This is a genomic window from Acinetobacter sp. YH12144 (assembly GCF_013418345.1).
GTDB classification, from domain to species: domain Bacteria; phylum Pseudomonadota; class Gammaproteobacteria; order Pseudomonadales; family Moraxellaceae; genus Acinetobacter; species Acinetobacter amyesii.
The window spans coordinates 37457-53289 of sequence record NZ_VPCD01000024.1 but is presented as its reverse complement, the minus strand read 5'-3'; the positions used below and the strand labels follow the sequence as shown (position 1 = coordinate 53289).

Sequence of the window (15833 nt, the reverse complement as noted above, 5' to 3'; positions counted from 1 at the left end):
AGCCTGCCGCCAGCGTTCAATCTGAGCCATGATCAAACTCTTCAGTTTAAAATCAATAGTACCTTAAAGGGTACCAATCTTGGCTCATCAATTACTGACAAAAATTTGCTCAAATAAACTTCGAGTATTTTCTACCATTAATCAATGAAAATAATTTCGATCGATCAATCAGTAAAAATCCACACAAGTTGTTCTTCATAATCTCTTAATGATCTTTCTAACATCTCGTCAATGCTAGAAGCTGGACTTCGATAAACTTAACAATTCAACGCTTCGCGTTTCGTTCGTTTCCGTCTATCTCGTCGGTATGGGGTGCATTCTAGAGCATTTCAGAATCATTGCAACCCCCAATTCACTATATTTTTCACGTATGTATTTTTTATAAGCGTTTTTGCTAAAAAAATTGCACTTTTACCTATTTTTTAAGCATTTTTTCTTTGTACACGACAAAAAAAGATAACTCATTGAAATAATGGCATAGTACTTGTTTTCTGACAACGAATATGATGACACATTTCAATGAGTTACATCTCATCTTAAACAAATATCTAAAGTGGAACAAGTCACATGCAAAATGTTTTACACTGATTATGCTTGCATTAATTGTAAAACAGACATGTAATCTTTCTTCTGCATCTAAAGCCTTACCCATCAAGTGCTTACCACAATCATTTTATCGACGTATACAACGCTTCTTTGCAGATCAGTATTTCGATTATCGTCAAATTTCTCAGTTAATTTTCAATATATTTTCATTCGATAAAGTCCAATTAACTTTGGATAGAACTAATTGGAAATAGGGAAAACGAGATATTAATATCTTGATGTTAGCCATCGTCTATCGTGGAATAGCGATACCTATTGTTTGGACATTGCTCAATAAACGTGGAAATTCAGATACAAAAGAGCGTATTGCTTTGATTCAACGCTTTATCTCCATTTTTGGTAAAGATCGTATTGTGAATGTGTTTGCAGACAGAGAATTTATCGGTGAGAAATGGTTTACATAGTTAATTGAAAATGACATTAACTTCTGTATACGTGTTAAAAAAACTTTATTGTGACCAATCACTTAGCCAAGAATCATAAAATTAGTGATTTATTTCGTCATCTTCAAGTTGGTCAAACTGAATGTCGTAAACGACGTATTTGGGTTGGTCGAGTGAAACTGTATATTAGTGCGCTACGATTAGAAGATGGAGAACTTTTACTTGTTGTTTCTCCTATGTTTAATGCTTCTGCTATTCGTGATTATGCATTACGCTGGGAAATCGAAACGTTATTTAGTTGTCTCAAAGGACGTGGATTCAATCTTGAAAATACTCGTTTAACAGACCCTAGACGAGTCAAGAAATTGATAGCAGTGCTAGCTATCGGTTTCTGTTGGTGCTATTTAACAGGTGAATGGCAACATGATCGGAAAAAAGCGATAAAAATAAAGAAGCATGGACGACTTTCAGTAAGTTTATTTCGCTACGGTTTGGACTATGTTCAAATGGCTATTCTACGTTTGATTGGTTTTGGAAAAAAAGAAGAATTTAAGAAAGTGCTAGCAATTTTAAGAAAGAAAAAGCCTGATAGGACAAGGATCCTATGAAATTTGTCGTGTACAGAGGCATTTTTTATAAATATTTAGCAAATAGTCGATATTTAATTAAGTAAATTTCTTATATCTAGCAAATCTTTTTCAGCGCTTTTAAGTCTAATAAAAGTGACTTTGATTATTTATTAATCATTAGTCTACTTTTCTTCCTCAAAGCACATCATTTTTTTCTGTCATCACACCGATTCAAGCTTCATAGACATTTTTTAGCTTGCATTTTTATATTTACCAACATTCTTTTAACGTTCATATGCTAAATGTTGCATGACTTCCAAGATGACTTGTTGCTTTCCACTGAAATCCTCGGCAGAAAATAGCAGCTTGGCACGCCGAGGGAGTTGTTCTCGTACCAATGCAAATAGTTGGTACTGTGCTGCGATATCCAAATCATGTAATTGTTGCTGCGCCTCACAAAATAATGCTCTTTTATGCTGTGTAGTTTGGTAGTCAAATAAATACCTCAAGATTCGATCAATCTGTTCATCATGATTATCGGTATTGTAATACGCCATGTTGTTGCTCTTTTTTGATTTTTGACCATTGTTCCATAAGGCCTGTTTTTGCAAAAATCATTTTAATTACATGCTTAGTCATTTTTGCTGATAAAAATACAGCCTATTTTATTTGAATAATCACTATTAACGATCACAGTCATAAAAAGCCACTATTTTTGGGCTTTAGACGCATAGAGTGCAGGCTGCGTTTTACGTACACTCTTTTTATTTTTTAGGTGCAGGATGCCAACACAGTTTTTTCCACGCTTATTCTTACTATTAAGCGGATTAGGATTATTGGCTTTTGGTGTCGTACTCTCTATACATTCAAATTTAGGGACATCCCCTATTTCCTCGGTGCCCTACAGCTTTAGCTATATCTTTCCACTCACCGTCGGCACATTAACAGTATTGATGCACATCGTCATGATACTGCTGCAAATGCTGATCTTAAAATCACGCTTTCAGTGGATACAGTGGCTGCAATTACCCGTGGGAATTTTGTTTGGTGCATTTATTGACGGTTTAATGTGGCTCACCCAAGGCTGGAGCATAGAAAGTTACCCACTTCAACTCCTGGCTTGCTTGGCAAGTTGCCTGATTACCGCTTTAGGTGTGAGCTTAGTGGTCAAAGCCAGTCTAGTCCTCTTGGCCGCAGAAGGTCTCTATCAAGCCATTGCTATTCGTTATCGCCTTGATTTTGGCAACTGTAAAACCTATGGCGACATCCTCTTGGTCAGTATTGCTGTTATCAGCAGTTGGCTAGTCTTACATCAAGTCATCGGAGTACGTGAAGGCACCATTATTACCGCACTTTTAGTGGGGACTTTAGTCAAGCGGATTTTACCTAAATTAAGCTTCATTCAATTTGGCTCTAAGCCCTAAAACCAAGCTCCATGAACATCTATCTGAGTAAAGACATTTTAAAGCTCGATTGAATCGGGCTTTTTTTCTGGCGCAATTAAAGTCTTTAATACAGAAATGAATGTGATTTTTGAAAGGAATAGCTCAATTTTACAAATAAAAAAGGGAAAGATCTCTCCCAAAATCTTTCCCTTAGAATTGAATCTTTAGTCGATCCATCGTGTAGTTATTATAGTTATTTGTTAACTCACTAAAAAAAGAGTCCCTTGGGGAAGAGACTTATAAAAAGTGGAGCTATCGTTATGTACCCTCTAGATGGTATATATCTCTCTAGATGAATAAATCTTATACATAAAATTCAAGAAATGCAACACATTTGGCAAAATTTAAGTGTTGTTTTTATAAGGTTTTTTTTGAATTTGCTTATTTATGTTATTAATATATTAATTGGTAAAAAAAAGCAGGCCGAAGCCTGCTTTTAATTCAATAACTTAACTAAAAATTCAAGAATTTATTAGTCGGTAAAAGTTACTTTTGCGATCGCTTTTTTGCTCGCTTGGATAATCAAAGTTTTGTTTTCTGACACAGCATAACCTGCATCAACCACTTCCCAATCCACTTTCACCGCGCCACGACCAATTGCATCTTTTGCTTGAGCAGCATTTTTAGTCAAACCCGCTTCACGCAAAATAGAAGTAATGAAAATCTCACCACCAAATGCACCACGAGAAATAGTCACTTCTGGTGTACCTTCTGGAAGTTCGCCTTCAGTAATCAAGTTGCCTGCACCTTTGTGTGCATTTGCCGCAGCTTCTGCGCCATGGAAACGCTCAACCAATTCAAGTGCAAGAATTTTCTTCACTTCTTGTGGATTACGGCCATCAGCCACTTCTTTGAGCAACTGTTGAATTTCTTCAATCGATTTAAAGCTCAATAAGTCAAAGTAACGTTCGATCAAATCATCTGGCATTGACAACACTTTTTGGTACATCGCACCCGGTGCATCAAATACAGCAATATAGTTACCCAAAGATTTAGACATTTTATTTACGCCGTCTAAACCTTCAAGAATTGGCACAGTAATGCACACTTGAGATTCTTGGTCATAACGGCTTTGTAATGTACGACCCATCAGCAAGTTAAAGGTTTGGTCTGTACCACCTAACTCTACATCCGCTTCTAGTGCAACTGAGTCATAACCTTGTACCAATGGATATAAAAATTCGTGAATCGCAATCGGTTGATGGCTGTTATAACGTTTAGTGAAGTCATCACGCTCTAACATACGTGCAACTGTTTGTTGTGATGCCAATTGAATCAAATCAGCTGCAGTTTTTTGTGCAAACCATTCCGAGTTAAACACGACTTTGGTTTTGTTTGGATCAAGAATTTTAAATACTTGTTCTTGATAAGTTTTTGCGTTTTCTAGCACCTGCTCACGTGACAATGGCGGGCGGGTTGCGCTCTTACCCGTTGGGTCACCGATCATCGCAGTGTAGTCGCCGATCAGGAAGTACACTTCATGACCCAGGTCCTGGAATACTTTTAATTTATTGATTAAAACTGTATGACCTAGGTGCAGGTCCGGTGCAGTCGGGTCAAAACCCGCTTTAATTTTTAATGGGCGATTCTGCTTTAATTTCTTAAGAAGATCTTCTTCAGAAATAATCTCATGTGTGCCTCGTTGGATGAGGGCAAGTTGTTCTTCAGCCGGCAGGAAATTTGACATCACAAAATCCAAATAGATCAGTTATACAATTTGTGCGATATACTAACACTTTTTCAGCACATTGCAGGCTTAAGAATCATCATGACAGCGATCTACATTGGGGTAATGACCGGCACGAGCATGGATGGTGTCGATATTGTTGCTGCTTCTTTTGATCCTTTAGAGATTCATGCGACGCTCACACTTCCCTTTGACCCAGACCTTCGTGATGAACTGATGGCCCTCACCTTGCCTGATGATAACGAAATTGATCGCATGGGTAAGGCAGACGTTGCTTTAGCTCAAATGATCGGTCATGGCATCAATGAGTTGATCGAGAAGAATGAGCTAGATCGTAGTCAAATCAAGGCGATTGGCTCGCATGGACAAACCATCCGTCATCGCCCTGAACATGGTTTTACCCTACAAATTGGCGACCCAAACATTATCACCGAACTCACTAAAATCCCGGTGATTTCAGACTTCCGCCGCCGTGATATGGCTGCAGGCGGTCAAGGCGCACCTTTAGTTCCTGCGTTTCATCAAGCGCTTTTCCAACATGATACTATTCACCGTGTGATTTTAAACTTGGGCGGAATTGCCAATGTCAGCATGTTACCTGCAGGCAAACCTGAAGATGTCTATGGCTTTGATACAGGCCCTGCCAACATTTTAATGGATGCTTGGTGCGAACGTTATACTGGTCAGCCCTATGATGAAAATGGCAACTGGGCAGCTTATGGTCAACCTATTCGCAGTCTGCTCGACCGCTTACAAGCGCATGAGTTTTTCTCTAAGGAACCACCTAAAAGCACAGGTCGTGAAGACTTCAATCTAGAATGGTTAGATGAACAGATTCTCGATTGGCGTGGAGATCTCGAATATGACGAACTCGAAGATACGCCAGAAAACATTCAAGCAACCTTAATGAAACTCACCACACGCGCCATTAAAAAAGCCATTTACCGTTCTGATATGGATACTGGTGAAGTCTATGTCTGTGGTGGTGGTGCATACAATTCGCACCTATTAGAGCAACTGCGCTGGCGTTTACGTAAACATGAATGGACGGTGCAAAGTACCGCAGATTTAGGCTTAAGCCCAACATGGGTGGAAGCCACAGCCTTTGCTTGGTTGGCGATGCGCTTTGTCAATCAGCTTAGTGCAAATTTACCAAGTGTGACGGGTGCTGCTGGCTATCGTATCTTAGGTACAATCACTGCGGTTTAAGAGTCAAAAACATATAAAAAAGGTCTGCAATTGCAGACCTTTTTATTATTGATGAATTAACGCATCATATTTTTCGCATTTTCATTACGAAATGCCCGTAAAATCTGCTGTCCCGCCCGACCTGTTGGACTTAAACCCAGTCGATTTTGCTCTTGTCGAATGGCTTGACGGGTTTTATCTCCAATTAATCCATCCACTTTACCGATGTCATAGCCGCGGTTAAGTAAAAATTGTTGAATCTCACGTCGTTCCGCACGTGAAGTCCCAGGATCATCGGTTGGCCATGTCGTACTAAAGCCACCCTTGCCTTGCAAGCGATCGGATAAATGCGCAATCGCTAATGCATAACTCTCTGCCGCATTATAGCTGTAGATTGCATCGAAATTTTTAAACACTAAGAACACAGGCCCACTTGCCCCAGCCGGTGCCATTAAACCTGCTTGGCTTGATCCAGAAAGGTTACCTTGAATTAACGGCGTACCATCGGCACGCTGCAAACCACGATTCATCCAGCTGTCTAATGACTTTTTATTACGGCGACTTTCTCCACTGATCGACATGCCATCCGGAATTTTGACTTCAAAGCCCCACGGCTGACCAGTTTGCCAACCACGCTTTTTCAGGAAGTTGGCTGTAGATGCCAACGCATCCGTGGTGCTCGATACCAAATCACGGCGGCCATCACCATCAAAATCCACGGCCAGTTCTTCATAAGTACTCGGCATAAATTGGGTATGACCAAATGCACCTGCCCACGAACCTTTCAATTGTGATTCATTTAAATCACCACGCTGCAAAATCCGCATGGCTGCAAAAAACTCGCCACGGAAATAGCTTTGACGGCGTCCTTCACAACTTAAAGTGCCCAATGACTGTAATAAAGGATAGCTACCCGCAATATCACCAAAATTACTTTCTACGCCCCATACGGCTACGATGGTTTCTGCCGGTACTCCATAGGCTGTGCTAATCCGGTTTAATACCTCACGATGTTGCTGCAGTTTTTGTCGACCCAGTTGTACACGTTCTTCATCCACCAGTCCGGACAGATAATCCCAGATCGGAGTCGAAAACTCAGGCTGATAATTCAGCTTTTCAATCACAGAATAATCGGGTGTTAAATTTTGCGTATAACGATCGTAGGTTGAACCACTTACGCCTTGTGCAATCGCCTGACTGCGCAAATTGGCAAGACAATTCTGAAAATTATTTTGGGACGCATAATTGACGGGGCTGCTCGGAACAGAGGATATATCCGTTGATGTCACACGCTGACCATTAATAATCAGTTCTGCCTGTGCCTGTGTAGCAGCTAAAACCAAAGAACCAACAAAAAGTGCAAGCCGTTGCATAAGACCCTTAAATATTTAGATTTTGAATTATGTTTCTACCTTAACAGCTCATGATGAAAATTAAAGCGCCAATGCGTAAATTTAAATTCATAATTCCTACACTTTTGAATTCATTTTGTAGCTTTTAAATTTAAAAACTTATCCACAAGTCCATTTTAAATTCAAATCAGGCTCATTTTTTAAATTTAAATTCAAAACTCAGGAAATTACTTTTGAATTTAAAAAATGATTGTGGATAACTTGTCTTTAGATCAGGACTGCTCAATCAGCCAAAGGCTTCTAGTATATAGTATTTCTATTTTAAATTCATTTTTATTAGAAGTAACTATATTTAAATTCAGAACTTTGAATTCATTGATCAGCTTTTAAATTTGAATTCATATTTTTGAATTTAAATTTAAGCAGCGAAGTTTAAATTCAAAGTTCATTTTTAAATTTGAATTTATTTTTATGAATTTAAATTCAAAATCTATTTCCAGTTTTAAATTCAAACTCAATATTAAGTTTATCCACAAGTGAATAACCCAGAATTCAGCCCAAAATAGCAGCGAATTAAATTATTATATTTATACTCAATTGATCAGTTTATAAGCAATTGATTTTAAAAATGATCCGACCAATGGCAGGGGATTTTTAAATAGGCGCAATCATGCCTGAATCTGGACAAATAAAAAAGCGATCACCGAAGTGATCGCTTTTTTTATCAGCAGCTTAAAGCTTAGATGGTCATATCTTCGCTCAATGCCAATGGATTCGGTAAAATCTTCGCCAGTTGACGGCATAAAGTGGTCAGCTGAGCGCTGTCTGTGGGCATCAAAGTGATGTGACCAATCTTGCGACCTTCACGTTCTGTTTTGTTATACAGATGCAAATGCGCGCCATTCAGTGCCAATACATCTTTAGACTTCGGATGTTGGCCAATGATGTTTACCATGACCGTTGGACGAACAACTTCAGTCGAACCCAAAGGCAAACCTGCTACAGCACGAATGTGGTTTTCAAACTGTGAACACACTGCACCTTCAATCGACCAATGCCCCGAGTTATGCACACGTGGTGCCATCTCATTGGCATATAAGCCTTTATCGGTCACAAACAGTTCTAGCGTCAAAACACCGACATAATTCAAATGATTGAGCAGGCGGGTAATGTAGTCTTGCGCAACCGGCTGCAAGTCTGCGCTGTTTGGCGCAGGCACAATTGAATGCGACAAAATACCGTTGTGGTGGTGATTTTCCGCCAATGGCCATGTTTTCACATCACCGTCTTGACCGCGCACCGCAATAATTGAGACTTCACGTGAGAAGGTTACAAAGCTTTCCGCAATCAATTCACCAGCAGGGCCCAGTTCAGCCCATGCTTGATCCATTTGCTCAGCGCTACGTAGCACAAATTGACCTTTACCGTCATAACCGCCACGCGATGTTTTCAGTACGATGGGTAAACCCAACTCAGCAACAGCAGCTTGTAAACCCTCGAAAGATGTCACGGCCTTATAAGGTGCAACTGGGATAGCCAATTCATCAAACAAAGCCTTTTCGGACAAACGATGCTGTGCAATCGCTAAAGCTTGGCGCGGTGGGTGCAATGCTTTGTTCTTGGTCAACACATCAACATCTGCTAACGGAGTATTTTCAAACTCTAAGCTGAAAACATCTGCGCTCTGAATGAAATCTTGCAAACCATTTTCAGCTTGAGTCGAAATCACTGGACCCAGCGCTGCAGAAGGGCAGTCGGTACTCGCTTCAAAGAAGGTGCATTGAATGTTTAAAGGCAATGCCGCTTGCGCCATCATGCGACCAAGCTGGCCACCACCAAAAATACCAATGGTTTTATCCATGAGAAATGCCCCTTAATTAAGCTTGACCCGGAATATTTTTACTCGCCACTTTATCGGTTTGCGCAGCACGGAAATCTGCAACATTCTTTGCAATTTCAGGACGTGTTAAACCTAAAATTTGTGCCGCCATGATCGCTGCATTGGTCGCACCCGCTGGGCCAATCGCCAAAGTACCAACTGCAATACCTGCTGGCATTTGCACGATAGACAGTAATGAATCCACGCCGTTTAAAATGGAAGATTTTACCGGTACACCAAGTACAGGTAGGTCAGTCTTGGCTGCACACATACCTGGTAAATGCGCTGCACCGCCAGCACCGGCAATAATCACTTGAATACCACGATCACGTGCGGTTTCAGCATATTCGAATAATCGATCTGGAGTTCGGTGTGCAGATACAACTTCCGCTTCAAATGGGACGCCAAGCTGTTTCAGCATATTGGCAGTGTTTTCTAGCGTTGCCCAATCCGATTGAGAACCCATGATAATTCCAACGAGAGGAGTGTCTTGTGAAGCGGCCGCATTCATTGCAATGTTTCCAGAGATTAAAGTAAGAGAGAGTAAATCTCGACTAGAGCCAAGCTTTAATAAGAGCCCCATATTATAGACTGAAAATTCATCTCAATAAAATTTAACGGTTGTCTTTAAAGAGAAAACTCCATAATATTTTGATGAAAATATTTTTATTTTTTTCAATTTTATAAAAACTTTTATTAAATCAATATTTATAACAACACTTTAAATATGAAACAGATGTTTATCCTACTTACTCTAGCCCTAAGCTCTCAAAGTTTTGCCCAACTCGTTCAACTCAATACGAACCAATTTGTGAAAGAATTTAACCTTTTACAGCAACAAAAAGACTATAACGGCCAAATTAAGAGTAATGGCTACATCCACGAAAAATTTTTAGTCACTGGCAAATCGATCATTGATAAACGTGAGTCGGTCAAGATGACAGGCTATTACAAAGCAGATGATGGCCGTGATAAAATGTATTCAAGTTCAAAATATCGTGTGTATTGTGATGACCAAAGCTATGTTTTTGCACTCATGGACTTTGAAGCAGACGGTCAAATGACTGTACTGACCAGTGAAAGTGATTATGCCTTTGACTATGAAGATCCCACTCCACGAGACCGTGAGTTTAGTAAAGTCCTCAAAAATGCCTGCAAACACGCCTCACTTAAATGATCAGAGCCATGCAGCATTGGATCAGTTAAGCACTGCGAAACACGAAATAGACACATCCAAAAAGGCATAAACCTGCCCACAAATAGTCCAACTTAAAGGTTTGTTTAAAAAGGAAAATCATAAATGGAACGAAGACCAATAGCGTCACGACTTCTTGTGTGATTTTCATTTGACCCAAAGACCACCCATGTTTGGCCAACAGTCGCGTTGCTGGGATCATAAAACTATATTCGAGTAATGCTATAGCCCATCCAAATAAAATCGCTTGCCAGAGCGGCGCATCATGTAGAAATTTCAGATGTCCATACCAGGCCAAAGTCATAAAACAGTTGGAGATAATCAATAAAAATAGGGCAAGTGACATAAGCAATCAAGATCGCAAAAAATTGCGCTTATTGTACGTTTTTCATCATGATTTCGCGCCTATTTTCCGTGTTTTTATCCTCAAGAAAATTGCGTACATTTGATCAGTTACGTGCTCAATCTTTTTGCACGATCTCATACAAAAAAATCTATCTTTTCGCTAAGACCCTTGCTATGGTTGCTCTCAAATGAAATTAACCTTTTCAACCAAATCTATAATGACAACACCACAATAACAAAGTGATGTGTCGATAAAAGCAGTGGAGTTAGAACGAATGCATCTGCATATCTTGGGTATTTGTGGCACCTTTATGGGTTCATTGGCGCTCTTGGCGCGTGATTTAGGACATAAGGTGACGGGTTCAGACCAAAACGTTTACCCACCAATGTCTACCCAATTGGAAAATGCAGGCATTACCTTAATGCAAGGCTATGACCGTAGCCACCTTCAACCACACCCAGATCTCGTGATTGTCGGCAATGCAATGAAACGTGGCATTGATGCAGTGGAATACATGCTGAACGAAGGCCTGCCTTATATTTCTGGCCCACAGTTCCTTGCAGACCACGTGCTACAAGGTAAACATGTCTTAGGTGTTGCAGGCACCCATGGTAAAACGACAACAACGACCATGCTCGCTTGGGTCCTCGATCAAGCAGGTTTAGAACCAGGCTTTTTGATTGGCGGTGTGCCATTGGGTTTCACTGAGAGTGCACGTTTAGGCGGTGGAAAATACTTCTGTGTAGAAGCCGATGAATACGATTCTGCATTCTTCGACAAACGTTCGAAGTTCGTGCATTATCATCCAAAAACGGCGATTTTAAATAACCTTGAATTTGACCATGCCGATATCTTCGACAACTTGGCGGCGATTCAAAAACAATTCCATCATCTAGTGCGTACTATTCCAAGTGAAGGCCGTATCATTGCGCCCATCACAGAGACAAATATTGATGAAGTCTTGGAAATGGGCTGCTGGACACCTGTAGTGCGTACATCTTTAGATGCCAATGAAAAGTCTGAACTGTACGCAGAACAACTATCGAACGATGGTTCTCACTTCAAAGTATTACAACACGGTGTGGTAAAAGGCGAAGTCAAATGGAATATGACTGGGCAACACAGTGTAGCCAATGCTTTGGCAACCATTGCTGCGGCTGAACATGTCGGTGTTTCGATTGAAACGGCGTGCGAAGCACTTTCAAACTTTGGCGGTGTAAAACGTCGTATGGAGCTTTTGGGCACAATCCGTGGCATTGAAGTGTATGACGACTTTGCACATCACCCAACGGCGATTGATACCACGTTAGAAGGTGCGCGTAAGCGTCTGGGTCAACGTAAGCTTTGGGCGGTAATCGAACCACGTTCTAACACCATGCGCATGGGTAGCCATAAAGATGGCCTTGCACATTCTGCACGCTTAGCGGATGAAGTGATTTGGTATCAACCTGAAGGTTTGGATTGGGATCTACAGCCTGTGATTGAAGCTGCTACGAATAAAGCTGTGGTGGCTCGTTCACTGGATGACATCATTCAAACCATCGTAAGCGAGGCAGGCGAGGGCGATGCTGTGGTGATTATGTCGAATGGCGGTTTTGGTGGTTTACATCAGAAGTTGATCAGTGCATTAAAAGCCTAAACCCACTAGATAAAATAAAAAAAAGCCCGCTGCGCGGGCTTTTTTTTTATTCACACTCAGCTTAAAAATAATGCTGATAGCCTCGGTTTTTATAGCCTAAATCCAGCTTAACCGGCTGTTCAACATTCTCTAATCTTAACAATGTCGTTAAAAACGCCTGAATTTGTTCTAGATTGAGCACGTCGGGTTGAAAGCTTGAATATCCAAAGCGCTGAAACAAACTAGCAATTTCACTATGTCGGTTGACATATTTCATCGACCATTTTGAAAAATCGATTTGATCAATATTTTGATCAGGATAACGCACAATATCCCTATGGCGAGTATCTTTCGCAATATGCTGAAAAAGCTGTTCGAGAGCCGCTTGCTCACCTTGCAGGCATTGGAAGAACCGGCCTTCGGCATAGTACAGCACGCCAAAAATACGCTGTTCGTTATTGAAGCTGCGGGCTCTTACCAAAATATCACTTAAATCTTGTATTAAATCAAATTGTTGTTCTACACGTGTACTGGCATAACAGAGTTGTATCATTGTGTTTATTCTTAAAGTATTTGCACGATTTTAACGTAGAAAGCGCTACAGGATGAGTAAATATTTGTATATTTTTTAATCAAATGTGCTTTTTAACTTACAACACAAAACCAAGATCACGTATACCGATATCACCTTCATTTTTTTAAACTTATACATATTAAAACAATGAAATTATTTCCATTTGAAGATGAATAAAGAGGCCGACCATGCTTAAAAATTTACTCATTTTTTTATCGATCACTTGTGTATATTTTGCTGCCTTGATCATACTGAATAATTTTGGCGTTTCAGATTTTTTTAATGTCGTTATTTGCTCATTTATTTTAGGAATAACACTGCGGCACCGTGATTCCTCACTATCTTATTTATTTACTAATGATGATGACCATTGGCAGTATTTATTTCGTGCTGAATGATTTTGCTTTATTAAATATCATGTGTTTAAGCTTGGTTTTAGGAATATTGATCTGCTCGATTTTGTTACAATTGTGGCCACATATCGTCAAAACACCATCAACGGTGTTGAAACTCAAGCTCAATTGAGCACAAAGCAGTTTTTAAATTTTCATACTGATAAAACGCCCGCATCGCGGGCTTTTTTAGGCTTGAACATCGGCTAATGTCTTGTCTCGGCGAAACATCACCTCTACATAAGAACAGGTTGGAATAATTATTAAGTGTTTCTCACGAGCGAATTCCACCAAATGATCCAATAGTACACGAGCAACCCCTTGCCCACGTAAGGAATCATCTACCCACGTGTGATTTGCCACAATGCTGTGTTCATCACGCCATAGATAACTCATTTCTGCGAGGCGTACACCCTCAGCATTTAACTGAAAAAATTCACCTTTTTGACCATTATCTTGATGTTGCATAGTCACTGTTTTTTCTTCCTTTTTATGAAAAAATACACCGTGTAACAAACGAGAAAGTGATTGGTACAGAACTTAAACGACCTATATTCAACTGTAGGTGATAATAAATCCGTACACCTTTCACATTAATTAAAAAACAATTAAATCACACTTGCCGGATATTTTTATTATGGACCTTTATCTTGTCGCTATCTTTGTATTGCTCATTGCTGCAGCATGCTTGGTTGTATCGCTGTATAAATCACGATCTTAATTCAACTTCACAACTAGATTTCAAATAAAACAGCCTGATTGCAATACCATCAGGCTGTTTTTTTTATTTATCCAAATGATTAATTCACATCACGCTATACAATTTAGCGTATTAGCGCAGAACATCACGAATCGATTCATCTTTATCAAATACAGATTTTGCAAAAGGGCAGAGCGGAATAATTTTCACGTTCTTTTCCCGAGCAAAATTCACTGCTGCATCGAGGAGATGTCGTCCAACACCTTGTCCTCGCAAGCTATCACTGACATCGGTATGATCAATAATAAATTTATCATCGCCTGCCCATGAGTAAGTCATCTCTGCCAAACGCTCCCCATCTTGCTCAACAAAGAAAGCTCCTTTTTTTTGATCATCATCTTGTTGTACAAACATCTTAAATTTCCTCCATTTTTTTATAAATTGGCATGTAATGCAGGTCAACTCTGTTGTTTTTGTATTAATTTAAACCGCATGTACAGGGCTTAAATCGGTTCCTGCTTGTGTATAGAGCATAGTAAAATATGCCACTTTTTTTATTTGAAGACACTCATGTCTGCCTCTCCCTCCGAAACGGCTTCTTCTGGCTCTTGGACGGCTGTGATTGCTTTGGCTTTCGCAGCATTTATTTTTAATACCACTGAATTTGTACCTGTCGCGTTGCTCAGCGATATTGGCAAAACCTTTAATTTAGCCGCGACCGATGTCGGCATCATGATTACGCTCTATGCATGGGTGGTTGCGCCGATTTCTTTGCCGATCATGTTATTGACCAAAAATATTGAACGTCACTCGCTCCTGATTTGCTTATTTATGGTGTTTATTGTCAGCCATATTCTGTCGTATTTCGCATGGAGCTTTAATACTTTATTGCTCAGTCGAATTGGCATTGCTTTCTCGCATGCACTTTTTTGGTCCATTACTGCGTCGCTGGCAGTTCGTGTTGCGCCGAAAGGCAAAGAATTTCAGGCCTTGGGTCTTTTGGCCACAGGCACAGCTTTGGCAATGGTTCTCGGTATTCCGTTTGGGCGGATGGTTGGAGAAGCTTATGGTTGGCGAAATACCTTTGCTCTGATTGGCATTGGCGCCAGTATCGTTTGCCTGATTTTAGCCAAAACGCTGCCGATACTGCCGAGTTTGAACTCTGGCTCGCTGAGCAGCCTAAAACAGTTTATTCGCCGTCCAAGCTTAATGATGGTCTTTGCATTAACCATTATCGTAATTAGCGCGCAATTTACCGCATATAGCTATATCGAACCGTTCTCGCTCAACATTGCTGCATTCAGCTCCATGCAAACCACCACGTTGTTATTAATCTTTGGTGCAGCAGGCTTTCTAGGTTCTTATCTCTTTGGAAAATTTGGTGGGAAATATCCCAAAGTTGCGATTCCTTTGAGTACAGCCACACTGGCTTTATCCATGCTGCTGTTGCTTCCTGTTTCTTTCAGTTTTGCAGGTGTAAGTGCAGTGTGCTTATTGTGGGGCATGAGTATCATTGGATTTAGTCTCGCATTACAGTCAAAGACACTACATCTCGCATCCGACGCCACCGATGTCGCCATGGCTATCTATTCAGGACTTTATAATGTCGGGATTGGCGGTGGTGCACTCTTGGGCGGTATCGTCAGCGTTCATTTCGGTTTGAGTTATATTGGTGTGATCGGAGGAATCATCGCCGTGATCGGCACACTTTTAGCCTTAGCGTTAGTACACCGTGGTGATTTTAACCCTCCTGTGGCACATTAAATGAATTCGCAAATTGCCGATTGCACTTTGTACTAAAAACTGTCATGCTTTGCCGCATATTTGGACAGTGTCCAAAACAAAATTTGAACAAGGGGAGTAGCCTCCTCCAAACGTAAACCTTGTTTTACGTGTCAG

Annotated in this window: 14 protein-coding genes and 1 pseudogene; 6 read left to right on the top strand and 9 right to left on the bottom strand. The window is 40.3% G+C overall.

All coding sequences use genetic code 11. The annotated features are described in order from the left end of the window. The first annotated feature begins 506 nt into the window (after positions 1 to 506). Positions 507 to 1597 (top strand): annotated as a pseudogene (locus FTU79_RS14505) (IS4-like element ISAba33 family transposase). A 245-nt stretch (positions 1598 to 1842) separates the two neighbouring features. On the opposite strand, the gene FTU79_RS14500 reads toward FTU79_RS14505, so the two are convergent. Beyond that, on the bottom strand, positions 1843 to 2115 hold the full coding sequence (locus FTU79_RS14500) for a hypothetical protein (protein WP_180042222.1): 273 nt from the start codon (positions 2113 to 2115) through the stop codon (positions 1843 to 1845). Between the two features lie 225 nt (positions 2116 to 2340). Here FTU79_RS14500 and FTU79_RS14495 point away from each other — a divergent pair, with 225 nt between their 5' ends. After that, positions 2341 to 2982: a YitT family protein gene (locus FTU79_RS14495; RefSeq protein WP_180050963.1), complete on the top strand. Its 642-nt coding sequence runs from the start codon at positions 2341 to 2343 to the stop codon at positions 2980 to 2982. Between the two features lie 493 nt (positions 2983 to 3475). Here FTU79_RS14495 and tyrS read toward each other — a convergent pair whose 3' ends face one another. Next, positions 3476 to 4708, bottom strand: coding sequence for a tyrosine--tRNA ligase (gene tyrS, locus FTU79_RS14490; RefSeq protein WP_180050978.1), 1233 nt, complete (start codon positions 4706 to 4708; stop codon positions 3476 to 3478). Between the two features lie 63 nt (positions 4709 to 4771). Between tyrS and FTU79_RS14485 the strand changes: the two genes are divergently transcribed. Next, positions 4772 to 5899 carry an anhydro-N-acetylmuramic acid kinase gene (locus tag FTU79_RS14485; RefSeq protein WP_180050960.1) on the top strand — a complete coding sequence of 376 codons (1128 nt, stop codon included), beginning with the start codon at positions 4772 to 4774 and terminating at the stop codon, positions 5897 to 5899. Between the two features lie 56 nt (positions 5900 to 5955). Here the strand turns inward: FTU79_RS14485 and FTU79_RS14480 are convergent, their stop codons facing one another. The 3 genes from FTU79_RS14480 to purE all read right to left on the bottom strand — a co-directional run bounded on the left by FTU79_RS14480 (position 5956) and on the right by purE (position 9620). Continuing rightward, on the bottom strand, positions 5956 to 7251 hold the full coding sequence (locus tag FTU79_RS14480) for a lytic murein transglycosylase (RefSeq protein ID WP_218945482.1): 1296 nt from the start codon (positions 7249 to 7251) through the stop codon (positions 5956 to 5958). Positions 7252 to 7969: 718 nt separating this feature from the next. Further along, positions 7970 to 9091 (bottom strand): 5-(carboxyamino)imidazole ribonucleotide synthase, encoded by a 1122-nt coding sequence (locus FTU79_RS14475; RefSeq protein WP_180050957.1) that lies wholly within the window; start codon positions 9089 to 9091, stop codon positions 7970 to 7972. A 16-nt stretch (positions 9092 to 9107) separates the two neighbouring features. After that, complete coding sequence (purE, locus tag FTU79_RS14470; RefSeq protein WP_078189531.1) at positions 9108 to 9620, bottom strand: 5-(carboxyamino)imidazole ribonucleotide mutase; 513 nt, start codon at positions 9618 to 9620, stop codon at positions 9108 to 9110. Between the two features lie 216 nt (positions 9621 to 9836). On the opposite strand from purE, the gene FTU79_RS14465 reads away from it, so the two are divergent. Beyond that, complete coding sequence (locus tag FTU79_RS14465; RefSeq protein ID WP_180022933.1) at positions 9837 to 10286, top strand: hypothetical protein; 450 nt, start codon at positions 9837 to 9839, stop codon at positions 10284 to 10286. A 25-nt stretch (positions 10287 to 10311) separates the two neighbouring features. On the opposite strand, the gene FTU79_RS14460 is transcribed toward FTU79_RS14465, so the two are convergent. Next, positions 10312 to 10650: a DMT family protein gene (locus FTU79_RS14460; RefSeq protein WP_180050955.1), complete on the bottom strand. Its 339-nt coding sequence runs from the start codon at positions 10648 to 10650 to the stop codon at positions 10312 to 10314. 274 nt (positions 10651 to 10924) lie between these two features. On the opposite strand from FTU79_RS14460, the gene mpl reads away from it, so the two are divergent. Next, positions 10925 to 12289 carry a UDP-N-acetylmuramate:L-alanyl-gamma-D-glutamyl-meso-diaminopimelate ligase gene (mpl, locus tag FTU79_RS14455; RefSeq protein ID WP_180022934.1) on the top strand — a complete coding sequence of 455 codons (1365 nt, stop codon included), beginning with the start codon at positions 10925 to 10927 and terminating at the stop codon, positions 12287 to 12289. Positions 12290 to 12350: 61 nt separating this feature from the next. Here the strand turns inward: mpl and FTU79_RS14450 are convergent, their stop codons facing one another. From FTU79_RS14450 to FTU79_RS14440, 3 genes are all read right to left on the bottom strand, one after another. After that, complete coding sequence (locus tag FTU79_RS14450) at positions 12351 to 12821, bottom strand: BLUF domain-containing protein (RefSeq protein WP_180050952.1); 471 nt, start codon at positions 12819 to 12821, stop codon at positions 12351 to 12353. Positions 12822 to 13423: 602 nt separating this feature from the next. Beyond that, positions 13424 to 13750 (bottom strand): GNAT family N-acetyltransferase, encoded by a 327-nt coding sequence (locus FTU79_RS14445; protein WP_257224328.1) that lies wholly within the window; start codon positions 13748 to 13750, stop codon positions 13424 to 13426. A gap of 316 nt (positions 13751 to 14066) precedes the next feature. After that, positions 14067 to 14372, bottom strand: coding sequence for a GNAT family N-acetyltransferase (locus tag FTU79_RS14440; RefSeq protein WP_347269446.1), 306 nt, complete (start codon positions 14370 to 14372; stop codon positions 14067 to 14069). A 132-nt stretch (positions 14373 to 14504) separates the two neighbouring features. Here FTU79_RS14440 and FTU79_RS14435 point away from each other — a divergent pair, with 132 nt between their 5' ends. Next, positions 14505 to 15698, top strand: a complete 1194-nt coding sequence (locus tag FTU79_RS14435; RefSeq protein WP_180050946.1) for a sugar transporter — start codon at positions 14505 to 14507, stop codon at positions 15696 to 15698. The last annotated feature ends 135 nt before the right edge of the window (positions 15699 to 15833 follow it).